Consider the following 20,596-nt stretch of genomic DNA (forward strand, 5'->3'; position numbering starts at 1 on the left):
AGGCTCCGGGCGGAGCCGCGCGCCGCTGCCTCAGTGCGTCGCCGGGGCCTTGGGCATCCCGTCAGGCCCGACGTGCGCAAGGAACTCGCGCGCTTTCGGATTGCTGTCGGCCTGGGCCTGGATCAGCTTGATCGCCTGGGGCACCCATTTCGGCCGGTCGGCCTCGGGCTGGACAAAGTAATCGGCCGCATCGACCCGGTCGCCCTCCTCGATCACGTTGGCGCGCTCGATCAGGGGCAGATGCCAGCTGCTGGTCAGAAAGACGTCGCGGGCGGGCTTGCCCGGGCACTGCTCGTGATAGGCGATCAGGCCATAGCCGATGGGCTTGTCGGGATCGGCCTTGTGAACCACGACGCCCTGGTCGGTCACTTCGTCCCAGGACCGGACGTAGCGCGTCATGACGGCATCGTAGAGGCAGGCGTCGGGATTGTCGCGAAAGCCCATGGAATGTGTCTTGAACTGGCCGAAATAGACCCGCTGGCTGCGTTCCGCCTTGATGTCGGCGGTGGCGTCCATCACGGTGTTGGGGGTGATCAGGGTCGCCACCGCCTTGCCCGCCCGAATGGCGGCGCAGCCGGAAAGCGCGGTCGCGGACAATGCGGCCAGGACGATCAGGGTTTTCTTCATGGTGACTCCTCGAGTGGGCGGCGAAGGCAGCGGTGCCGCCGATGTGCATGGAAAAAGCGGGAGGGTGAAAACGGAAAGAAAACAAGTTTAGTAATAAGCGGCAATCTCGCTTTACATGTCAATCATAGAGGCGGCACAATCTCAAAAACCTGAACGCAGACGATTGGAGCCCGCCATGCCCACGGGAAACGCCCCCGCCCGCAAACCTCTCCGCGGCCCGACGGCCGCGCAAGGCCGCGGCCCCGGCTGGCGCCATGCGATCACCGTCGCCTCGGCGCTGTGCCTCGCGGGGCCCGCCTGGGCCGCCAACAGCGGCGGCAGCACGGATACGGATTGCGGCTTTTCCGGCGACAGCTACATCGGTGCCTGCAGCACCGATTCGTCCCCCGCGGCAGACGCCGACGTACGGATCGATTCGCCGCCGCCATCGGTCGGCGACCCGGACGTGCCTGTCATCGAAATCATCGGCGGCATGAGCGACGGCGACGCCACCCGCAACCGCGTGACGGTCACCGGTTCGGAAACCTACGACGGCACGGCATTCGTCGGCGGATCCGCCACCTGCGGCGGGACCGCCGCCAACAACGCCGTCACTATCGGCGGCCAGGCCGTCCTCGTCAATACCGCAAACGTGGTAGGCGGCGAAAGCTGCTCCGGCGCCGCCGAGGGCAATACGGTGATCATCCAGGACCAGGCCGTCATCGACGGCGGAATCCTCATGGGCGGCAGCGGGGGTACCACCGCCACCGGCAACACCGTCATCATCCGCGACCAGGCGCGCGTCGAGAACAGCCAGGTGTTCGGCGGGCTGGCCATGGACGGCGATGCCACCGGCAACCGGATCATCCTGCAGGGCACCCCGATCCTGACCGGCACCCTGCTCATGGGCGGCAGCAGCGCCACGGGCGACGACACCACCGGCAACGTCCTCGAAATTCGCGGCACCGGGCTCGTGGCGGGCGCCGTGGCGAACTTCGACCACTACCGCTACGTCCTGCCCCCCGGCACCGTGCCCGGCACCCCGGTGCTGACGACCGACGTGACCTGCATGTGCGATGCCACCGTGTCGGTGGACGCCGAGCGGGGCGCCGGCCCCTTCCAGCCGGGCACACGGATCACCCTGATGCATTCCGACGACCTGGACAGCGAACGGTACTCCGACACCCCGACATACATCACCGGACGACAAGGCCTGGCCCTGCGCTACCGCTGGGGCCTGACGGCCAACGCCACCGACCTGGTCGCCACGGTCGCCGAGGTCAGCGTCAATGAGGAAAGCAAGGCGCCCGTCGAGGGCCGCATCGCGCCCCTGGCGCTGATCAACCAAGGCGGCGACATGGTCGCCGGAGCGGCCATGGACCGTGCCCGGGCCGCGGCCAACGCCGGCCAATGGACCGGTTTCGGCACCATCGGCGGCGGCAGATCCCGCTATGCCTCGGGCTCGCACGTGGACGTCGACGGCCTGTCCTTCATCCTGGGCGCCGCCCGGCGCTTCCAGACCGGCACCGGCAGTCTGGCCGCCGGCGCTTTCGTCGAGCTGGGCACCGGCAACTACAGCAGCACCAACCGCTTCAGCAGCGGCACCGCGCGCGGCAGCGGCAAGAGCCGCTACTACGGCGTCGGCCTGATGGTGCGCCAGGACTTCGGCAACGCGGCCGCCGACGACCCGCGCGGCGCCCCCGGACCCTACGCCGAGGCCTCGCTGCGGGCCGGGCGGGCCAGCAGCGACTGGCGCAGCACCGACCTGAACCGCATGCTGGGCGCGGACGCCTCGTACGACAGCGCCGCGCCCTACTACGGCGCGCACCTGGGCCTGGGCTATGTCGCGGGCCTGGGCCCGGCCACCAGTGCCGACCTGTATGCCAAGTATTTCTGGAGCCACCAGGACGGCGACCAGGTCTCGATCGCGGGCGATGCCTTCCGCTTCAGCGACACCGACTCGCACCGCGTACGCCTCGGCACCCGCTTGAACTACACGTTCAGCAGCCAGACGCGCGCCTACGCGGGCGCGGCCTGGGAACACGAGTTCGACGGCAATGCCCGCGCCACCGTCTACGGGTTCGAGGCCCCCTCCCCCAGTCTGAAGGGCGATACGGGCGTCTTTGAACTGGGGCTGGAGATCACGCCCAAGGAGGCCCGCGCGCTGACCGTCAGCCTGGGCCTGCAGGCCTACACCGGCAAGCGCGAAGGCCTGGGCGGCAGCGCGCTGCTGAAGTACGCGTTCTGACGGCCTCAGCCCGACAGTTTGTCGAGCAGGCCGTACCAGGCTACGCCGGCGGAAATGTAGAAGCGCTGCAAGCCATGCAGCGGGATCGGCGACGGGGTCGTGATGGGAAAAGGGAAATCCTGCTCCGGCCCGCCCGTCAGCCAGGCGGCGAGGTGCTTGCCCATGGCCGTGGCGGTGGCCACCCCCCGTCCGTTATAGCCCAGGGCGATCGTCACGCCCGGTGCCGGCCGGTGCACGTGCGGCAGGAAGTCCCGCGTGATGGCGATCCGGCCGCCCCAGCGGTACTCGAACTGAAAGGGCGCCAGCGCCGGATAAAGCTGCGCCAGCGCGCGCTCCACGTGGGCGAAATCGGCCGGCCCCGCGGGATTCGCAAACAGGCCGCGGCCGCCCATCAGCAGGCGCCCCTGGGCATCCTTGCGCAGATAGACCAGCAGGCGCTGGGCGGTCGACAGCGTCTCACCGCCCGCCAGGATGTGCGCCGCGGCCGCCCCCAGCGGGGGCGTGGCCACGATGAAGCTGTTGGCCGACAGAATGGTACGCGCCAGTCCCGGCCACAGGCCGTCGCTGTATCCGTTGGTAGCCAGCACGACCTGGTCGGACAGCACCCGGGCACCGCCCGCCACGGTCGCGACCCACCGCCGGCCGTCGCGCCGCAGGTCGGTCACGGGGCTGGCGCCATGGATACGCGCGCCGGCCTGCAAGGCCGCCGCCGCCAGCCCGCGGGCATAGGACAGGGGCTGGATGCTGCCGGCGCGCCGGTCCAGCCAGCCGCCATGGAATTGGTCCGAGCCGGTCCGCGTGACCATGGCCTGGCGATCCAGGACATCGACCGCCGCCCCCCGATCCCGCCACTGTTGGGCGCGGCGATGGAGGGCCGGCACCCCCGCCGGGGTATAGCTGGCCTGCAGCCAGCCCGCGCGCACCGGTGCGCAGTCGATCCGGTGCCGTGCGATCAGTTCGAACACCAGGTCCGCCGAACCGGCAATCGCATCGAGCAGGGGTTCGGCGCGGGCGCCCAGCAACGCGGCCAGTTCATCGGGGTCGTGCTTGAGCGTCGGATTGACCTGGCCGCCATTGCGGCCCGACGCGCCCCAGCCGGGTTCGTGCGCCTCGAGCACACAGACCGACGCACCGGCCTGCGCCAGATGCAGGGCCGTGGACAGGCCCGTGTACCCTCCCCCGACGACCAGCACGTCCGCCTGGCAAGCGTCCTCGATCGGCGGGGTGGGCGCCGCGGGCGCCGCGCCGGCCGCCCAGAGCGACGCCGCGGCCGGATGGGACATGACTGGACGTATGCTTGCCATGGAGATGCTCCCGGTGTTTCCTGGTGTCGTGTTTGCGTGAATTCGAGCGCTTGCGTATCGATGGGGCCGCCAGGCCGATGGGGCACTAGGCGCCGGGATGCAGCACCCGCCGCAGGAAATCCTGCGTGCGGGGGTTCTGCGGCGCACCCAGGACCTCGGCGGCCGTGCCTTCCTCCATGATGCGCCCGTCATACAGGAAACAGACGCGGTCGGCGACCTCGCGGGCGAAGCCCATTTCGTGGGTGACCACGATCATCGTCATGCCCTCGTCGGCCAACGCGCGCATGACCTGCAGCACGTCGCCCACGAGCTCGGGATCCAGCGCCGAGGTCGGCTCGTCGAACAGCATGGCCTCGGGCTTCATCGCCAGGGCGCGGGCGATGGCGACGCGCTGCTGCTGGCCGCCCGAGAGCTGGGCCGGATAGGCCCCGGCCTTTTCCGACAAGCCGACTTTTTCAAGCAGCGCCAGGGCCTCGGCCCGGGCCTGCGCACGCGGCTCCCGCTTGACGTAGACCGGCCCCTCCATCACGTTCTGAAGCACCGTGCGGTGCCCGAAGAGATTGAAGCGCTGGAACACCATGCCCAGGGACCCCCGCAAGGCGTGGATCGACGGCGACGTCCGGTCGACGCGCCGGCCAAACACGCGGACCTCGCCGCCCTCGTAGGATTCCAGGCCGTTGATGCAACGCAGCACGGTGGACTTGCCGGATCCCGAGGGGCCGATCAGGCAGACGACCTCGCCGCGCGCCACGCCCAGCGTCACGTCCTGCAAAACGATGTGATCGCCAAAAGCCTTGCGCAGATTCGTGATTTCTATCATCGTGCACGCCCCGCGCCCATGCGCCATTCCAGCCGCTTGAGGATCCACACCAGCGGCAGGCTCATGAACAGGTACAGCAACGCCACCAGGGTATAGACCGTCATGTTCTGGAATGTCGAGGACGCGATGAGCTGCCCCTGCCGCGTCAGCTCGGCCACGGTGATCGTCGACACCAGCGACGAATCCTTGAGCATCATCACCAGGGTATTGCCATAGGGCGGCAAAGCGATCCGGAAGGCCTGGGGCAGGACGACGCGGCGCATCAGCAGCGGCGTGCGCATGCCGATCGCCTGGGCCGCCTCGCGTTGGCCCTCGTCCACCGCCTCGATGCCCGCGCGGAAATTTTCCGCCTGGTAGGCGCTATAGGCGATGCCCAGGCCGATGACGCCGGCCTGGAATGCCGTGAGCTGGATATTGAACTCGGGCAACACGAAATAGATGTAAAAAAGCTGGACGATGATCGGCAGGCCGCGAATCACATTGATGATCGACGAGGCGCCCGCCCGCAGCGGCGCCACATGGCTCAGGCGCATCAGCGCCAGGCCCAGGCCGATCACGCTGCTGAGCAGGAACGACAGGACCGTGACCTGCAAGGTGACGACCGCGCCTTGCAGCAGGATCGGCAGGAAGTCGCGGGCCTGCTGCAGGAATTCATGCATGCCGCGGGCCGCCCATCAAATGCCCCATTTGGCGATGATCTTGTCGAGTTCGCCACTGGCCTTGACCTTGGCGATCGCGTCATTCAGAGCCTTGCGCAGTTCATCGTCGCCCTTGCGCACCACCAGGCAGATGCTGCCGACGGCTTCTTGTTTGTAATCCTGGACCAGCTTGACGTCCTTGAGAGTGCCTTGCTGGATCTGATAGGCCATGATGGGCTTGTCGGCCACGCCCGCATCGATGCGGCCCAGCGCCAGGTCGCGCGCCATGTCGGCGATCGAGTCATAGGTGCGGATTTCCTTGAAGTAGCCTTTCTTCATCAGCAGGTTGTAATAGGTCGTGCCCGCCTGCGCGCCGACGACCTTGCCCTTGAGATCATCCAGGGTCTTGTAGTCGTTGGTCTCGCTGGTCCTGACCAGCAGGCCGTCGCCGTAGGTTTCGTACACGGGGTCCGTGAAATCGACGACCTTGGCCCGCTCGTCGGTCTTGATCATGGCGGCCGAGATCACATCGAGCTTGTTCGAGGTCAGGGACGGGATCAGCGCCGAGAACACGGTCTGCTGGATTTCGGCCTCGTAGCCGGCGGCCTTGGCCACGGCATGGGCCGTATCGACCATCATGCCTTCGATCGTATTGGTCTTGACGTCCAGAAAGGTGAACGGGATGCCGGTGGACGTGGCCCCCACCCTCAGGGTCTTGGCGCTGGCCGCGGTGGACAGCACGCCGGCACCGGCGCAAAGGCAGAGTGCGGCGGCGGCAAAGCGCAGCAAGGAATTCACGCGAATCATGGCGGGTCTCCTGTGATGTTCCCCCGGACTGGGGCCGGATCGGGGATCAGGCCCGCCGTGCGGGTGAAAGCAGAAATGGTGCGGGTCATGAGCGGCCCGAGCGGACCGGTAATTCGATATTAGAAAGATATATATCGATTCTCTATTGGTAATAACCATTAAACAATTAAGTCAAATCGATATTCGATTTTTAAAAGAAATTCCCTATACTGGCGGCATGAACACACCCGCCGCACGTCCCCGCAAGGTCAGCCCGCTGTTCAATCAGTCGCTGGAAAAAGGACTCGCCGTCATCCGCGCCTTCAGCACTGCCCACCGCTCGATGACCATGGGCGAGGTGGCGCAGGCGGTCGACATCAACCGCAGCTCGGCCCAGCGCATGGTGTACACGCTCGAGCAGCTGGGCTATTTGAAAAAGCAGCCGCGGACGCACCACTATCGCCTGACGGTCAAAGTCCTGGAGCTGGGCTTCAACTACCTCAGTACGCACACCTTGATCGACATCGCGAATCCGTTCCTGGCGGAACTGTCGAACGTCTCCCAGGAAACCATCTGCCTCACCGAGGCCGAGGGCGCCGAAATGGTGTACATCGCGCGTTTCGTCAGTGCGCGATACATCCCGATCCACATGCCCATCGGCAGCCGCATCCCCATGTATTGCACCGGCTCGGGACGGGCCTACCTCAGCGCCTTGCCGGGGGACGAGGCCCTGGCGCTGCTGCGCGCCATGCCACGCACGGCACACACCATGCACACGCGCACCGACGAGGCCGAATTGCTGGGCCTGCTGCGCGACGCGCGCCGGCGCGGCTATGCCGTCAACCAAGAGGAACTGTTCCTCGGCGACATGACGCTGGCCGCCCCCATCCTGAACGGCGCCGGCCGCCCGGTCGCCGCCGTGCACATCGTCGCCCCGACCAGCCGATGGAAACTGCAGGACGCCCAGGAACGCCTCGTCCCCTCGCTGCTGGCCTGCGCACGGTCGCTGAACAATTCGATCCGCGCCATGGACTGAGCAGCCGCCGGGGATGCCGGCGCGGCGAATCCGCACCGGCCGGCCCTCAGATCGTCAGGCTACGTATTGCTGAGACACGACACTAGCCGATCACGGCCATCAGGCGGACATGGGCGCGGCTGAGGTGCCGCTGCATGGCGGCCTGCGCCTGCAGCGGATCGCGATCGGCGACCGCCTCGTAGATGTCCTGGTGTTCCTGGACGGCGTCCTGCCAGACCGCCTGGTTGTCGAACAGGCGATGCATGGAACCGCCGATCGGCGTATAGCGCTGGTCGAACAGCTCCTCCAGGGTCTGGATCAGCAATCGGTTGTCGGTGGTCGACGCCAAGGTCACGTGGAACTGGCGGTCGGCATCGGCCAATGGCTTGTCGCCCATGCGATTGCGCATGCCCAGCGCCTTGCGCATGGCGGCCACGCTGGCGCCCAGGGCCTTGAGCTGTTCGCGATTGATGAAACGGGCGGCGTGGGCAGCCACCCCGCCTTCCAGGAAATACCGGGCCTGGTTCACGTCCCTGGGGCTGTGCCCCATCAACGAGGCCTCGAAGCCGGGCTCGACGGCCGATGCGGGCGTCTGGACCGCCCCGCCGTCCGCCGGGGCGCGCCTGAGATAGATCCCCGAGCCGACGCGGATCTCGATCTCGCCCTGCAGTTCCAGCACGATCAGCGCCTCGCGCAAGCTGGGCCTGGAGACCTTCAGCAGCTGCGCCAGCTCGCGTTCCGAGGGCAGGCGCGAGCCGGCGGGTATGTCCATCTTGCGGATTTCCTGCCGCAGCGCCTCGGCGATGTGCAGGTAACCCCGGGTGCGATCCATGGGTCGCAGCAAAGCATCGGTCTTTTCCATGGCGGGCTCCAACCAGGCGCGAAAATCGAGAGAGCGCCCATTTTAATTTGATCAGACCGGTAAAGCAAAATCATAGGGAAAACCATAAATGGTTTTACCGGTCTGTCCAGTTAATCTATGGACTCCGTCTGGCGTTCATCGGTTGCGAACATGACCTACCAATTCGATTTCGGCGCGGTGCTGCAGTATTGGCCCATGCTCTTGCAAGGCGCCGAGACCACCTTGCTGATGTCGTTCTGGTCCACGCTGGCCGGTTTCGTCATGGGCGTGGCCTGCGCCATCGCGCGCAGTTCGGGCGGCCCGCTGCTTCGCCGTGCCGTCGGGGCCTACGTCGAGGTCATCCGCAACACGCCGCTGATCATCCAGAGCTATTTCCTCATCTTCGGCCTGTCCAGCGTCGGATTCACAATGTCTATCCTCACCGGCGCCATCCTGGCGCTGGTGATCAACATCACGGCCTACACCTGCGAGATCGTGCGCGCCGGCATCGAATCGGTGCCGCGCAGCCAGCGCGAGGCGGCCGAATGCCTGGGCCTGTCGCCCCTGCAGGTCTACTGGCACGTCATCCTGGTGCCGGCGCTCGAGCGCGTCTACCCCGCCCTGACCAGCCAGTTCGTGCTGCTGATGCTGGTCACCAGCCTGCTGTCGGCCGTGGGGACGGAAGACCTGTTCGGGATATCCGGCAACATCCAGGCGCTGACCTTCCGCAACTTCGAGGTCTTCATCGTGCTGTGGGTGGTGTACCTGGCCATGTCCGTGCTGGCGCGCGGCACGACCAACGACGCCAACGTCACCCGGCTGGCCCCGGCCGGCACGAACATCGTGCGCTTCGAAAACGATGCAACCGCCATCACGGCGGTCACCAGCGGACGCGCCCACATATTCTCGGGCGCCCCGTCGATCATCGCCTCCCTGAACAAGAGCATGGGGGACAAGCCCCTGGAGACCAAAGTCGTCATGGCGACCGCCATGATGGGCATCGGCGTGGCCAAGAACAACCCGGAACTGCTGAACAAGATCAACGAGCTCATCCGCCAGAACCTGAAAAATGGCAAGCTGAACGAGATCTTCAAGACATTCCATGGCGCCGACCTGCCGCAAGAGGTCCTGGCCGAAGGGAAATAACAGGAGTCCAGACATGACGACAGGGCGAGTAGCCGGCAAGAAAGTCTTGATCACCGCCGCGGGCCAGGGCATCGGACGCGCCTGCGCCCTGGCCCTGGCCCGGGAAGGCGCCGACGTACGGGCGACCGACATCGACCAGGGTGCCCTGGACACACTCGCCGCGCTGGCCCGCGACGAGGGCTTGGAGATCCAGCCGGCCATCCTGGACGTGCGCAAGCAGGCCGACGTGGATGCCGCGGCCCGGGCCACGGGCGCCATCGACGTGCTCTTCAACTGTGCGGGCTTCGTCGCGCATGGCAATGTCCTCGAGTGCAGCGAGTCCGACTGGGACTTCAGCATGGACCTGAACGCCAAGGCCATGTACCGGACGATCAGGGCATTCCTGCCCGGCATGCTGGCACAGGGGGGCGGCTCGATCATCAACATGTCCTCGACCGCATCCAGCGTCAAGGGCGTTGCCAACCGCTACGCCTACGGCGCGTCCAAGGCCGCGGTGATCGGCCTGACCAAGTCGGTGGCCGCCGACTTCGTCGGCCGCGGCATCCGCTGCAACACCATCTGCCCGGGCACCGTCGAATCGCCATCGCTGCGCGGACGCATCCAGGCCCTGGCCGACTCGACGGGACAGGACACCGACACGGTGCGCGCCGCCTTCATTGCCCGCCAGCCCATCGGCCGCCTGGGGCGGGCCGAGGAGATCGCCGCGCTGGTCGTCTACCTGGCATCCGACGAATCCAGCTTCACCACGGGCGGGGTACACATCATCGACGGCGGTTGGATATGCTGATACCGTCAGCCGACAATCATCTGAAATCTGAAGGAAGGACATGAAACTACTCCGTGTAGGCCCCAAGGGCCAAGAGCGCCCCGCCATGCTCGATGCGCAGGGCGGTATCCGCGACCTGTCCGGCAAAGTCGCCGACATCGCCGGCGAGGTCCTCACGCCGCAAGGCCTGGCCGCCCTGCACGCCATCGACATCGATACGCTGCCGCTGGTCGAGGGCGCGCCGCGCATCGGCGCCTGCGTGGGCGGCATCGGGAAGTTCATCTGCATCGGCCTGAACTACGCCGACCACGCCGCTGAAACGGGTGCCGACATTCCCAAGGAACCCGTGGTGTTCAACAAATGGACCAGCGCGGTCATCGGTCCCGACGACGACGTCGAGATCCCGCGGGGTTCGGTCAAGACCGACTGGGAAGTCGAGCTGGGCGTCGTGATCGGCCAGGGGGGACGCTACATCGACGAGGCCAATGCACTGGATCACGTGGCCGGATACTGCGTGGTCAACGACATCTCGGAACGCGAATACCAACTGGAGCGCGGCGGCACCTGGGACAAGGGCAAGGGCTGCGACACCTTCGGCCCGATCGGCCCCTGGCTGGTGACGCGCGACGAGGTGCCCGATCCCGGCCATTTGTCCCTATGGCTGGAGGTCGACGGCAAGCGCTACCAGGACGGTTCCACCTCGACCATGGTGTTTTCCGTCCCCCAGATCGTCAGTTACCTCAGCCGCTTCATGAGCCTGCAGCCCGGCGACCTCATTTCCACCGGCACGCCGCCCGGCGTGGGGCTGGGACAGAAGCCCCCCGTCTACCTGCGGGCGGGACAAACCATGCGCCTGGGCATCGAGGGCCTGGGCGTGCAAACCCAACGAACCATACAAGCCTGACCATGACCATCATCCAATCCATCGAAGTCATCGACGTACGCTTTCCCACGTCCCGGATGCTGGACGGCTCCGACGCCATGAATCCGGACCCGGACTACTCGGCGGCCTACGCCGTCCTGCATACCGACACGGGGCTGGAAGGCCATGGCATGACCTTCACCATCGGCCGCGGCAACGAGATCTGCTGCGCCGCCATCCGCGCCATGGAACACCTGCTGATCGGCCTGGACCTCGACTGGATCACCGAGGACATGGCCCGATTCTGGCGCCATGTCACCTCGGACAGCCAATTGCGCTGGATCGGGCCGGACAAGGGCGCGATCCACCTGGCGACAGCGGCGCTGGTCAACGCGGTGTGGGACCTCTGGGCCAAGGCCGAGGGCAAGCCCGTCTGGCGCCTGGTCGCGGACATGACGCCCGAGCAGATCGTCGGCCTGATCGACTTTCGCTACATCACGGACTGCATCACGCCGGACGAGGCGCTGCAGCTGCTGCGGCAACGGGCCGCCGGCAAGGCGCAGCGGCTGGAGGACCTGCAGGCCCACGGCTACCCGTGCTACACCACGTCCGCCGGCTGGCTCGGCTACAGCGACGACAAGCTGCGCACACTGGCCCAGCAGGCTGTGGACGACGGGTTTTCGCACATCAAGCTCAAGGTCGGGCGCGACCTGCAGGACGACATCCGCCGGGTCCGCATCGCACGCGAGGTCCTGGGTCCGGACCGCCACCTGATGATCGACGCGAATCAGGTCTGGGAAGTCGGGCAGGCCGTGCCGTGGCTCGAGGAACTGATCTTTGCCCGGCCCTGGTTCATCGAGGAGCCCACCAGCCCCGACGACATCGCGGGCCACCGCCACATCCGCCAGGCGCTGGCCGGCCGCATGCAGGTCGCCACCGGCGAAATGTGCCAGAACCGCATCATGTTCAAGCAACTGATCATGGAATCGGCCATCGACGTCGTGCAGGTCGACGCCTGCCGGCTGGGGGGCGTGAACGAGGTGCTGGCCGTCATGCTGATGGCGGCCAAGCACGGCCTCAAGGTGTGCCCGCACGCCGGCGGGGTCGGCCTGTGCGAATACGTCCAGCACCTGTCCATGATCGACTATCTGTGCATCGCGGCCACCAAGGAAGGCCGCGTGGTCGAATACGTCGACCACCTGCATGAGCATTTCGTCGATCCCTGCGTGGTCCGCAACGCCGCCTACGTGCCGCCCACGCAGCCCGGCTATTCGATCGAAATGAAGCGCGAGTCGCTGGAACGCTATCGCTTTGCCGGCTGACGGCGGCGGGCGGCGTCACTCTTGCAGCAGCGCGAGACCATCGTCGCTCTGCTGCTTGCCCAGATAGGCAACAAGCGCCTCGCGCGCGGTGCTCAGATGAAGGGCGATCAGCTCGGCCAACGCTGCGCTATCGCGCCGATCGATCAGGTCCAGCATGGTCTCGTGCTCGCGATCGGCGCTTTCCTGCGCCTGGGCGGTCTGCATGTACAGGCGCGAGTACGGCATGGTGAGGTTGAACAGGGATTGGATCAGGCGCAGCGTATGCGGCCTGCCGGTCACCTCGTAGAGAGCGAGATGAAACTGGTAATTGGCGCGCACCCATTCGTGCAGCGGCAGCGGCTGGCCGTCCATCTCGCGGATCAGGGTACGCCAGCGCTGCAGATCGGCCTGGCTGGCATTGGCGATGATGTAGGGGCTCAGCGCCGGTTCGATCGTCAGGCGCAGGTCGTAGAGTTCGGCCACGTCGGATGCGTCCAGCTTCATCACCGACAAGCCGCGGCCTGGACGGGCAATGGCCAGCCCATCGGCAACGAGCATGCGCAAGGCTTCCCGCACCGGTATGCGGCTGACCTTGAAGCGCTTGGCGAGATCCTCCTGCACCAGCGCCTGGCCCGGACTCAGGATCCCCTCGCGGATCGCCCGGCGCAACAAGTCTGCGAGTTCATCTGGTTGCATGATCGATATACTCTGAAAACCGGGGCCGCCCGCGCCGGAAATCGGCGCGGTTGCCCGCATTGTAGAGCAGACTCCGGTGCGGAATTAACGCGAGAACATCGTATCGGGCAGCCAGGTCGCCAGACCGGGAAACGCCGCCAACAGGACGATCGTCAGCAATAGCAGCAGGAACGAGGGCAGCGCCGCCCGGGCGATGCGGGCCAGCGGCTTGCCGGTCAGTCCCTGGATGACGAACAGATTCATGCCCACCGGCGGCGTGATCTGCGCCATCTCGATGACAATGACCAGATAGACGCCGAACCAGATGGGGTCAAAGCCCGCCTGGATCACCATGGGCATGATGACCGCGGTGGCCAGCAGCACCAGCGAAATGCCGTCCAGAAAACACCCCAGGGCAATAAAGAACAGGGTCAGCACGACCAGCAGCTCGTTGGCGTCCAGCCCCAGGGTCACGATCCATGCCGCAAGCTGGCGCGGAATGCCGGTGAAGCCCATGGCCACCGTCAGCACCGCGGCGCCGGCCAGGATGAAGGCGATCATGCACGAGACGCGCGTCGCGCCCAGCAGGCCTTCCCGAAAGGCCGTCCAGCTCAGCACCCCTTGCCGCCAGGCGATCAGCAGGCTGAGCGCCACGCCCAATGCCGCGGACTCGGTGGGCGACGCCAGGCCGGTATAGATCACGCCGATGACGCCGGCGATCAGGACGACCACGGGCAGGAGCTTGCGCAAGGCAAAGAACGCCTGCAGCCAGGAAACCCGCGGCTCGGCGGCCGGCATGCGCTGCGGATGCAGCAGGCTCCACACAATGATCCAGCCCATCATCAAGCCGGCCAGCACCATGCCTGGAAATACGCCCGCCAGAAACAGGCGAGCCACCGATTCCTCGATGGCGGCGCCATAGACGATGAAGATGACGGAAGGCGGAATCAGCAAGCCCAGCGTGCCGGCGCCCGCCAGAGAGCCCAGCGCCTGGCGCTCGTCGTAGCCGCGCGCCTGGAGTTCCGGCAGGGAAATGCGGCCGATGGTCGCGGTGGTGGCGGCCGATGAGCCGGACACCGCAGCAAAGATGGCGCAACCCATGATGTTCACATGCAGCAACCGCCCCGGCAGGCGCTGCATCAGGGGTGCCAGGCCCGAGAACATGTCGCTGGACAGGCGCGAACGGAACAGGATCTCGCCCATCCAGATGAACATCGGCAAGGCCGCCAAATCCCACGAGCGGCTCGAGCTCCATAAATTGGAGGCGACCACGTCCAGCATCGGGAGAGGCTTGCTGGACAACGCCAGCAGGCCCACCAGGATCAGGCTGATCGAAACCCAGACGCCGGCGCCCAGCACCAATAGCAGGACGCCGACCAGGAGCAGCGGAAAAGTGGCATCCATGTCATTCCCCCATCGGCTCGGCCGCGCCGGAAACGCCCGCCGCACGGCCACACGCGATCGCGATCGTGCGATCCAGCAGGCTCACGCACAGCAGGCCCAGGCCGAGGAACATGACGGCCTGCGGCAAAGCCAGGGGCACCGGGACCAGCCCCGCGGAGACATCGCCGAAGTGCCAGCTCTTGAGCACCAGCCGGCCCATGCCCCACGCGCAGGACAATGCGGCGCCCAGGGCAGCCAGGCTGGCGAGCAGCTCGCACGCCAGGCGCGCGCGTCCCCTCAAGTGTTCCAGCACGAGGCTGACGCGGATGTGGACGCCGCGCGCCATGGTATCGGCCAGCGCGAGGAAGGTCGCCGCCGCCAGCAGATAGCCGCAGATCTCGGCCAGCGAAGGCACGGTCGCATTCACCGTGTCCATGCCCATGGCAATCCGGATGCCATTGAACACGCGTCCGGAAATTTCAATGCAGACCAGGACCAGGATGGCGACCAAACACAGGGCGGCGGCCACCGCCGCCCAACCATAAATGCGTCGAAGCATGGGGGTGTCCTTTGTTTACCGGCCCGCTTGATAAGTATCCAGGATCGCCTTGCCTTCGGCGGAACTCTCGGCCGCCCACTCCTTGGCCATGGCAGCGCCGATCTCGCTGAATTTTTCCTGGAGGGAAGCCGGCAGCGGCTGGATCTTCATGCCTTCGGCGCGCAAGCGTTCGGTCGCCTTGTCCGCCTCGGTCCGGGAACTTTCCCAACCGCGCCGCTCGGCAACACGCGCGGCATCCAGCACCGCCTGGCGCTGGGCCTGCGGCAAGGCGTTGAACGTCTGCTTGTTGGCAATCACGATATTGCGCGGCAACCAGGCCTGGACTTCGTAGTAGTGATCGACAAAGTCCCACGCCTTGACGTCCACGCCGCCCGTGGGTGAATTGACCATCGCATCGGCGCGGCCGGTCGCGAACGCGGTCGGAATGTCCGGCACCTCCACCTGAACCGGCGTCATGCCCGCCAGCAAGGCGAAACGCTCCGTCGCCCGGCTATTGACGCGGAACTTCAGGCCTTTCAGATCGTCGGGACCGTTCAGCTGCTGCTTGCTATAGAGCGATTGCGCCGGCCAGGCGACCGAATACAGCAGCATCAGGCCCTGGCGATCCAGGTGCGCCTCGATCTGGGGCTTCTGCGCCTCGTACAGTGTCCAGGCCTGCTCATAGTTGGTCGCCAGGAACGGCAGCGAATCGACGCTGAAGATCGGATTCTCGTTTTCCAGCGTCGAGGCGAACACCTCGCCGATCGGCACCAGGCCGTCCCGGACCGCGCTCTTGATTTCCCGGTGCGGAACCAGCGAACCGGCGGAATGCACGGTGAACTTCAGCGCGCCTTGCGTGGCCGCGTCGACATCCTGCGCGAACTGGACGATGTTGCGCGTATGGAAGTTGCCGTCCGGATACGGAACCGGAAAATCCCAGACGGTCTGCGCGCCGGCCGCACAGGCCGCGGAGGCGAAAACGGACGCCAGGGTGATTCTAAGTGCCTTCATGCATTGCTCCTCGTCGTTATGTCTTGATACCACAAGGCGACGTCCTCGTGACCGTCGCCTTGCCTCAATGAATAGTGCTCTCTGCTGCCTTGCGGATCCATTGAATCCATTGGATCCAATGGATATAATAGCATTGTGCTCCAGTATCGCAAAGCAACTTCCGGGACCCCCATGACGGCTGAAACCAAATCTCCCTTCATCAAAAACATCCATACGCTGGAACAGTTGCGTGAATGGATACCGGCGCCCTCCGATCTGGTGCTGAACAAGGTCATCCCCGACATCGATGACCACGTGCGCGCATTCATCGGATTCTCGCCCTACGTCATGATCTCCACCGCCGACCGCAATGGAAATTGCGACGCGTCCCCCCGCGGCGGCGAACCGGGGTTCGTGAAGGTGCTGGACGACCACCACCTGGCCTGGTCCGAATCCACCGGCAATCGGCGCGCGGATTCACTGCAAAACCTGCTGCAGAACGACTCGATCGGCATGCTGTTCCTGCTGCCGGGCTATGACGAAGTGCTGCGCATCAATGGAACCGCAGTCATCACGACCGAAAGCGCGTTGCTGGAGCAGCTGGCGCCGCGCAATCAGCCGCCCGGCGTCGGCGTGGCGGTGGGCGTCACGGTACACGAATGCTATATCCATTGCGCCAAGGCGGCCCTGCGCTCGAGCCTCTGGAATCCCCTGGGCTGGCCCGACTTGTCGGCCATGCCCAGCGCGGCCCAGATCCTGCGCGACCACACGGGCGCCGGGGAAGGCGACGGCAGCGTCGAGTACATGCAAAGGATGCTGGATGAAAGCTACACCAAGCGACTCTGACACGGCGCCCGCTGCTCCCCAGCCGCTGTATGTCCGCATCGACCGCATCCGCCAGGAAACCGAACTCATCCGTTCCTACCGCCTGGTGGCACTGAACGGCGGCGAGCTTCCCGCCTACGAGGCGGGCGCCCACGTGGGCGTGGTGCTGCCGGACGGCAAGACCCGCTATTACTCGCTGTGCGGCGATCCGGATGACCGGCGCCAGTACCTGATCGGCGTGCAGCGCGAGGACAAGGGGCGAGGAGGCTCGCGCCTGCTGCATGCCTCCGCACGCGAAGGACGGTTCCTCAAGCTGGTGCCGGCGCGCAACCATTTTCCGCTGGCGGACGGCGACAACCATCTGCTGATCGCCGGCGGCATCGGCATCACGCCCATCCTGGCGATGGCGGCCTCGTTGCAGGCACGGGGAATCGACTACCGGTTGCTCTATTTCGTCCGCACCGAGCAGGACGTCGCCTTTCGCGACCTGCTCGAACCTTTTCTGGCGTCGGGACGCGGACAGGTGATCAGTTTCTCCGATCCCTCGGACGCCCCGCCGCTGGCCGAACTGCTGGGCGCGCCGCGGCCGGGCCGGCACGCGTATTTCTGCGGCTCGCCAGGCTTCATGGACTGGATCGAATCCCACTTGCAGGACTGGGACCCCGCCCAGGTGCACAAGGAAAATTTCCACCCGGCAACGGCACGGCCGGGCGACAAACCCTTGACCGTCACCGCCGCACGCCGTCAATTGGACATCAGCGTGCCGGCCGACGAATCGATCCTGCACGCCTTGCGAGACGCCGCTGTGCTGATCGACTCGGTCTGCGAGAACGGCACCTGCGGCACCTGCAGGGTCGCCTACCTGTCAGGCAGGCCGGAGCACCGCGACAGCGTCCTGACGCCCGAGGAACGGCGGCAATACGTCATCACCTGCGTGTCGAGAGCGGATCCCGGCGAACCGCTGGTGCTGGATATCTGAGGCGCTGCAGGCCTACTTCCCCAGCATGCGCGGCAGGACGTCCTCGTCGCCGGCGCGGTACCGGTGGACCAGCGTCATGACGACATGGCCGAGGATCAGCGCCAACAGCAGCCAGCCCAGCGCGCCATCGAACAGGCTGGCCGGGGCGGTGAGCCATTCGATCTTGTCCCCCTCGAAACCGGGCATGAGCGGCAGGCCGAAGGGCGAGAAGGCCCGTCCCGATCCATACTGCCGCATCAGGGCCAGTGTCGGGATCACCAGGATCAGGCCGTACATGGCCAGATGGCCCGGGCGGGCGAGCGTGCTGGTCGCGGCGGGCCGCTGCCGGACGTTTGCCAGCGCCCAGGCCGCGCGCAAGACGATCAGCACCAGCAGCAATACGCCCGAGTGCTTGTGCGTCGCCCACAGGAATTCGTCCAGCGGGGAATCCTCGGCCACCACGCGCGTGATGGCCGTGGCGAATTGCCAGGCGACCAGCAGCGCCATGCCCCAGTGAAAAAAACGGCTGACCGTGCCGTAACGCACCTTGGAATCTTTCAAGTTCATGTTCGGGTTCCTTTCTCAGATCCGGGCCGCCGTTCCCCCGACGCCCCATGGACATGCCGCATGCGGCGCGCCGCCGGCCGCGTGTCCAAGCTCAAAGATAGTACAGAAAGATTGCGCGAAAAATATGAAGACCCTGTGAAAAGGCACGCGCCCTCTGGGTCCGTTCAGAGAAATGCCTAGTCGATCGGCACCGAGAACCGGGCGCCCAGGCCGTAGGCGCCCGTGACGATATTGCCGTTCGCCTCGAAGCGCACTTTGAGGTGGGGGCCGTAGCGAAAACCCTGCGCCAAGCCGATCGTCCGCTGCAGCTCCCCCAGCGCCCTGTTTCGCTGTTCGTAGGTGCCGCTGAGCCGGCCCCAGCGCCCCAGGGGCACGCTCAGCCCCCACTGGTTGCGCACGCAATCGCAGGCCAGCGGATCCTCGTCATACGTGGACAGGTCGGCATAACCGGCGCCCCGCTGCTCGTTGACCCAGGACAGCTTCAGATCGCTGAACACGTCGACCTTGTAGCCCAGTTGATAGCGCCATCCGCTGCCCAGCGGCCGCCGGGATTGCGAGACCCCGAGCGCCAGGGCGCCCCAAGCGTCCGTGGAATACTCGCCGCCCAAGCCCAGCGCCAGCAATTCCGGCATGCCTTGCACTTGCGAGGCCAGGGACAGGCCCGGGCCCACCGCATACTGCGAGGACACATCGTATGCGGCCGGCCCGTACGCCAGCCCGCCGCTTTTGACGCCGCTGGACGACTCATCCAGCACACCGGCCGCGGCGGCATACGTCCAGTCGCCGGACTGCTGCAGGCCGCGCGGCATGCCGCCGTACACACCGACCCCCGCCAGGCGCACGGGCCGGCTCCAGGACGGCGCACGCACCGGCTCGTTGCCCAGCGTCAGGCGGTACCCGTCGCCGCCGGTGTAGCGCCAGCTGCGGGCGCCGAAGGACCAGGGATCGTCCACGCCGGGGATCGACGGGCCGAGGCCGCCCATGGACACCCCGTCAGCGGTCTTGTCCGGCCAGTAGACGCCGTCCAGGATATCCAGGGCATACGCATCCGGCACCAGCCCGAACGAGGTGACCTGATCCTTGCGGGTCTTGGCGTCGGTGCCGGACAGATCGACGGGCACATCCACGGGAACCGCGCGCACCGGATAGACCTGGGGCGACAACCCCAGGAGTGCCGCGTCGTCCGGCGCGCCTGTCGGGCGGACCTGCGCACACGATGTCGTCAGGCCGCACAGCGCGCATGCCGTGAACGCCCATACCCCGCCTTTCCGTATCGAAACCCGCATCCGCCTGATTGCCTGGACCTCCGTCCGCCGCGCTGAAGCGGCGGCTGCCGTGACACACCACATGACCGTCCACCACGCGCCGCACACCGCCGCGCATGACGTTCCGGCCTCTCTTAACGATAGTGGCTACGCGCCGGCTTGTGCAATGCTCGGCCGCTCAGGACGTAACAGCTTGTTCACCTGCCGGACGGCACGCACGGAGACTGGCGCATGGGGATTAGGCGAGCAGGGCTTCCGCGGCCTTTTTCAATAGCCGCCGCGCCTGGGCTTCACGGTATGCGCCATGGGCCTGGATGTCGCTTTGCCCCGGATGTTCCTCGAAAACCCGATCCAGCCCGGTGCTGCCGGCCGCGGCTCCACCCGCCAGCCACGCCTCCGCCGCGAAAGCGCGAAACGCGGATGCCGACAAACCGCTGATGCCGACACCGAATTCATGTCCCGCCCGGGTCGCAAACACAGTCAGCAGCGCAAAACGACCGGGTATCAAACGGAGACACTGGTGGCTTGCCGCATCGGGTATCCGCAGGCTGACCCCCACGATCAACTCCCCTTTTTCCAGCGTGGGGCCGCCGGGGCCGCGGGGCTGGAACCAGTCGTGCGCGGCAATGTCGCGCGCAGTGGTGTGCACGACTGCCCGGGTGCCCAGCATCGCCGCGGGCAGGCAGCCCGCCTGTGACGTGGTGCACAAGGCGCCGCCGATGGTGGCGCGATTGCGCATGAGCCGGTCCCCCATTTTCCCTGCCAGGCTCGACAAGGCCGGAATGCCGTCGCCAACCGCCGCCGACGCCGCAAGCTCGTTCAGCGTCACTGCGGCACCCAGCCTGAGCACGCGTCCGTGTCGCTCTATGTGCCGCATGGCCGGGATCAAGCCCAGACTGACGACGGTGGCCGGGGTTCCGGACTGCCGCCAGTGCGGAATCAGGTGCTGGCCGCCGCCCATGGGCACGGCATCCGGAAAGCGCGACAGCAAGGCCTGCGCGTCCTCGAGCGCGGCGGGCCTGTGCCAGTTCAGTGGTTTATCGATCATGGCCATCCTGTTTC

Annotated in this window: 21 protein-coding genes; 8 read left to right on the plus strand and 13 right to left on the minus strand. The window is 66.3% G+C overall.

The window, feature by feature from the left end:
* Positions 1-30: 30 nt before the first annotated feature.
* Positions 31-627 carry a hypothetical protein gene (locus OOZ48_RS05490; protein WP_269496452.1) on the minus strand — a complete coding sequence of 199 codons (597 nt, stop codon included), beginning with the start codon at positions 625-627 and terminating at the stop codon, positions 31-33.
* Positions 628-802: 175 nt separating this feature from the next.
* Between OOZ48_RS05490 and OOZ48_RS05495 the strand changes: the two genes are divergently transcribed.
* Positions 803-2,854 carry an autotransporter outer membrane beta-barrel domain-containing protein gene (locus OOZ48_RS05495; protein ID WP_269496453.1) on the plus strand — a complete coding sequence of 684 codons (2,052 nt, stop codon included), beginning with the start codon at positions 803-805 and terminating at the stop codon, positions 2,852-2,854.
* A 5-nt stretch (positions 2,855-2,859) separates the two neighbouring features.
* On the opposite strand, the gene OOZ48_RS05500 is transcribed toward OOZ48_RS05495, so the two are convergent.
* The 4 genes from OOZ48_RS05500 to OOZ48_RS05515 form a co-directional block, all read right to left on the minus strand.
* On the minus strand, positions 2,860-4,158 hold the full coding sequence (locus tag OOZ48_RS05500; RefSeq protein ID WP_269496454.1) for an NAD(P)/FAD-dependent oxidoreductase: 1,299 nt from the start codon (positions 4,156-4,158) through the stop codon (positions 2,860-2,862).
* An 85-nt stretch (positions 4,159-4,243) separates the two neighbouring features.
* Positions 4,244-4,978 (minus strand): amino acid ABC transporter ATP-binding protein, encoded by a 735-nt coding sequence (locus OOZ48_RS05505; protein WP_269496455.1) that lies wholly within the window; start codon positions 4,976-4,978, stop codon positions 4,244-4,246.
* A complete protein-coding gene (locus OOZ48_RS05510; RefSeq protein ID WP_269496456.1) occupies positions 4,975-5,637 on the minus strand; it encodes an amino acid ABC transporter permease in 663 nt (220 codons plus the stop codon). The genes OOZ48_RS05505 and OOZ48_RS05510 overlap by 4 nt, the downstream gene beginning before the upstream one ends.
* 15 nt (positions 5,638-5,652) lie before the next feature.
* Positions 5,653-6,423: an ABC transporter substrate-binding protein gene (locus OOZ48_RS05515; RefSeq protein WP_269496457.1), complete on the minus strand. Its 771-nt coding sequence runs from the start codon at positions 6,421-6,423 to the stop codon at positions 5,653-5,655.
* Positions 6,424-6,640: 217 nt separating this feature from the next.
* On the opposite strand from OOZ48_RS05515, the gene OOZ48_RS05520 reads away from it, so the two are divergent.
* Complete coding sequence (locus OOZ48_RS05520) at positions 6,641-7,438, plus strand: IclR family transcriptional regulator (protein ID WP_269496458.1); 798 nt, start codon at positions 6,641-6,643, stop codon at positions 7,436-7,438.
* Positions 7,439-7,520: 82 nt separating this feature from the next.
* Here the strand turns inward: OOZ48_RS05520 and OOZ48_RS05525 are convergent, their stop codons facing one another.
* On the minus strand, positions 7,521-8,279 hold the full coding sequence (locus OOZ48_RS05525) for a FadR/GntR family transcriptional regulator (RefSeq protein WP_269496459.1): 759 nt from the start codon (positions 8,277-8,279) through the stop codon (positions 7,521-7,523).
* A 150-nt stretch (positions 8,280-8,429) separates the two neighbouring features.
* Between OOZ48_RS05525 and OOZ48_RS05530 the strand changes: the two genes are divergently transcribed.
* From OOZ48_RS05530 to OOZ48_RS05545, 4 genes are read left to right on the plus strand one after another with little or no spacing between them, the layout of a single operon-like run.
* Positions 8,430-9,404 carry an ABC transporter permease subunit gene (locus OOZ48_RS05530; RefSeq protein ID WP_269496460.1) on the plus strand — a complete coding sequence of 325 codons (975 nt, stop codon included), beginning with the start codon at positions 8,430-8,432 and terminating at the stop codon, positions 9,402-9,404.
* A gap of 13 nt (positions 9,405-9,417) precedes the next feature.
* Positions 9,418-10,191 carry an SDR family oxidoreductase gene (locus OOZ48_RS05535; RefSeq protein ID WP_269496461.1) on the plus strand — a complete coding sequence of 258 codons (774 nt, stop codon included), beginning with the start codon at positions 9,418-9,420 and terminating at the stop codon, positions 10,189-10,191.
* Positions 10,192-10,231: 40 nt separating this feature from the next.
* Positions 10,232-11,074, plus strand: a complete 843-nt coding sequence (locus OOZ48_RS05540; protein ID WP_269496462.1) for an ureidoglycolate lyase — start codon at positions 10,232-10,234, stop codon at positions 11,072-11,074.
* Positions 11,075-11,076: 2 nt separating this feature from the next.
* On the plus strand, positions 11,077-12,354 hold the full coding sequence (locus OOZ48_RS05545; RefSeq protein ID WP_269496463.1) for an L-fuconate dehydratase: 1,278 nt from the start codon (positions 11,077-11,079) through the stop codon (positions 12,352-12,354).
* Between the two features lie 15 nt (positions 12,355-12,369).
* Here OOZ48_RS05545 and OOZ48_RS05550 read toward each other — a convergent pair whose 3' ends face one another.
* From OOZ48_RS05550 to OOZ48_RS05565, 4 genes are all read right to left on the minus strand, one after another.
* A complete protein-coding gene (locus tag OOZ48_RS05550; protein ID WP_269496464.1) occupies positions 12,370-13,029 on the minus strand; it encodes a GntR family transcriptional regulator in 660 nt (219 codons plus the stop codon).
* Positions 13,030-13,113: 84 nt separating this feature from the next.
* Positions 13,114-14,412 (minus strand): TRAP transporter large permease, encoded by a 1,299-nt coding sequence (locus tag OOZ48_RS05555; RefSeq protein WP_269496465.1) that lies wholly within the window; start codon positions 14,410-14,412, stop codon positions 13,114-13,116.
* Between the two features lies 1 nt (position 14,413).
* Entirely contained in the window at positions 14,414-14,950 is a 537-nt protein-coding gene (locus tag OOZ48_RS05560) for a TRAP transporter small permease (RefSeq protein WP_269496466.1), read from the minus strand.
* 15 nt (positions 14,951-14,965) lie between these two features.
* Positions 14,966-15,940, minus strand: coding sequence for a TRAP transporter substrate-binding protein (locus tag OOZ48_RS05565; protein ID WP_269496467.1), 975 nt, complete (start codon positions 15,938-15,940; stop codon positions 14,966-14,968).
* A 171-nt stretch (positions 15,941-16,111) separates the two neighbouring features.
* On the opposite strand from OOZ48_RS05565, the gene OOZ48_RS05570 reads away from it, so the two are divergent.
* Both OOZ48_RS05570 and OOZ48_RS05575 read left to right on the plus strand, forming a co-directional pair.
* The gene (locus OOZ48_RS05570; RefSeq protein WP_269496468.1) at positions 16,112-16,765 is read left to right on the plus strand and encodes an MSMEG_1061 family FMN-dependent PPOX-type flavoprotein; all 654 of its coding nucleotides are present in this window, start codon (positions 16,112-16,114) and stop codon (positions 16,763-16,765) included.
* Positions 16,740-17,723: a PDR/VanB family oxidoreductase gene (locus OOZ48_RS05575; RefSeq protein WP_269496469.1), complete on the plus strand. Its 984-nt coding sequence runs from the start codon at positions 16,740-16,742 to the stop codon at positions 17,721-17,723. Before OOZ48_RS05570 ends, OOZ48_RS05575 begins: the two co-directional genes overlap by 26 nt.
* A 12-nt stretch (positions 17,724-17,735) precedes the next feature.
* Here the strand turns inward: OOZ48_RS05575 and OOZ48_RS05580 are convergent, their stop codons facing one another.
* The 3 genes from OOZ48_RS05580 to OOZ48_RS05590 all read right to left on the minus strand — a co-directional run bounded on the left by OOZ48_RS05580 (position 17,736) and on the right by OOZ48_RS05590 (position 20,582).
* Positions 17,736-18,269, minus strand: a complete 534-nt coding sequence (locus tag OOZ48_RS05580) for a cytochrome b (protein ID WP_269496470.1) — start codon at positions 18,267-18,269, stop codon at positions 17,736-17,738.
* A gap of 176 nt (positions 18,270-18,445) precedes the next feature.
* A complete protein-coding gene (locus OOZ48_RS05585; protein ID WP_269496471.1) occupies positions 18,446-19,555 on the minus strand; it encodes a hypothetical protein in 1,110 nt (369 codons plus the stop codon).
* A gap of 217 nt (positions 19,556-19,772) precedes the next feature.
* The gene (locus tag OOZ48_RS05590) at positions 19,773-20,582 is read right to left on the minus strand and encodes an FAD binding domain-containing protein (RefSeq protein ID WP_269496472.1); all 810 of its coding nucleotides are present in this window, start codon (positions 20,580-20,582) and stop codon (positions 19,773-19,775) included.
* Positions 20,583-20,596: the final 14 nt, after the last annotated feature.

The organism is Castellaniella sp. S9, assembly GCF_027257175.1.
GTDB lineage: Bacteria > Pseudomonadota > Gammaproteobacteria > Burkholderiales > Burkholderiaceae_B > Castellaniella.

Bases quoted from the DNA above. Each gene is read 5' to 3' on its own strand.
- OOZ48_RS05490 (WP_269496452.1), bottom strand. From the start codon at position 627: ATGAAGAAAACCCTGATCGTCCTGGCCGCATTGTCCGCGACCGCGCTT.
- OOZ48_RS05505 (WP_269496455.1), bottom strand. From the start codon at position 4,978: ATGATAGAAATCACGAATCTGCGCAAGGCTTTTGGCGATCACATCGTT.
- OOZ48_RS05590 (WP_269496472.1), bottom strand. From the start codon at position 20,582: ATGATCGATAAACCACTGAACTGGCACAGGCCCGCCGCGCTCGAGGAC.
- OOZ48_RS05560 (WP_269496466.1), bottom strand. From the start codon at position 14,950: ATGCTTCGACGCATTTATGGTTGGGCGGCGGTGGCCGCCGCCCTGTGT.
- OOZ48_RS05585 (WP_269496471.1), bottom strand. From the start codon at position 19,555: ATGCGGGTTTCGATACGGAAAGGCGGGGTATGGGCGTTCACGGCATGC.
- OOZ48_RS05580 (WP_269496470.1), bottom strand. From the start codon at position 18,269: ATGAACTTGAAAGATTCCAAGGTGCGTTACGGCACGGTCAGCCGTTTT.
- OOZ48_RS05530 (WP_269496460.1), top strand. From the start codon at position 8,430: ATGACCTACCAATTCGATTTCGGCGCGGTGCTGCAGTATTGGCCCATG.
- OOZ48_RS05535 (WP_269496461.1), top strand. From the start codon at position 9,418: ATGACGACAGGGCGAGTAGCCGGCAAGAAAGTCTTGATCACCGCCGCG.
- OOZ48_RS05525 (WP_269496459.1), bottom strand. From the start codon at position 8,279: ATGGAAAAGACCGATGCTTTGCTGCGACCCATGGATCGCACCCGGGGT.
- OOZ48_RS05545 (WP_269496463.1), top strand. From the start codon at position 11,077: ATGACCATCATCCAATCCATCGAAGTCATCGACGTACGCTTTCCCACG.
- OOZ48_RS05500 (WP_269496454.1), bottom strand. From the start codon at position 4,158: ATGGCAAGCATACGTCCAGTCATGTCCCATCCGGCCGCGGCGTCGCTC.
- OOZ48_RS05555 (WP_269496465.1), bottom strand. From the start codon at position 14,412: ATGGATGCCACTTTTCCGCTGCTCCTGGTCGGCGTCCTGCTATTGGTG.
- OOZ48_RS05570 (WP_269496468.1), top strand. From the start codon at position 16,112: ATGACGGCTGAAACCAAATCTCCCTTCATCAAAAACATCCATACGCTG.
- OOZ48_RS05540 (WP_269496462.1), top strand. From the start codon at position 10,232: ATGAAACTACTCCGTGTAGGCCCCAAGGGCCAAGAGCGCCCCGCCATG.
- OOZ48_RS05495 (WP_269496453.1), top strand. From the start codon at position 803: ATGCCCACGGGAAACGCCCCCGCCCGCAAACCTCTCCGCGGCCCGACG.
- OOZ48_RS05550 (WP_269496464.1), bottom strand. From the start codon at position 13,029: ATGCAACCAGATGAACTCGCAGACTTGTTGCGCCGGGCGATCCGCGAG.
- OOZ48_RS05575 (WP_269496469.1), top strand. From the start codon at position 16,740: ATGAAAGCTACACCAAGCGACTCTGACACGGCGCCCGCTGCTCCCCAG.
- OOZ48_RS05520 (WP_269496458.1), top strand. From the start codon at position 6,641: ATGAACACACCCGCCGCACGTCCCCGCAAGGTCAGCCCGCTGTTCAAT.
- OOZ48_RS05565 (WP_269496467.1), bottom strand. From the start codon at position 15,940: ATGAAGGCACTTAGAATCACCCTGGCGTCCGTTTTCGCCTCCGCGGCC.
- OOZ48_RS05515 (WP_269496457.1), bottom strand. From the start codon at position 6,423: ATGATTCGCGTGAATTCCTTGCTGCGCTTTGCCGCCGCCGCACTCTGC.
- OOZ48_RS05510 (WP_269496456.1), bottom strand. From the start codon at position 5,637: ATGCATGAATTCCTGCAGCAGGCCCGCGACTTCCTGCCGATCCTGCTG.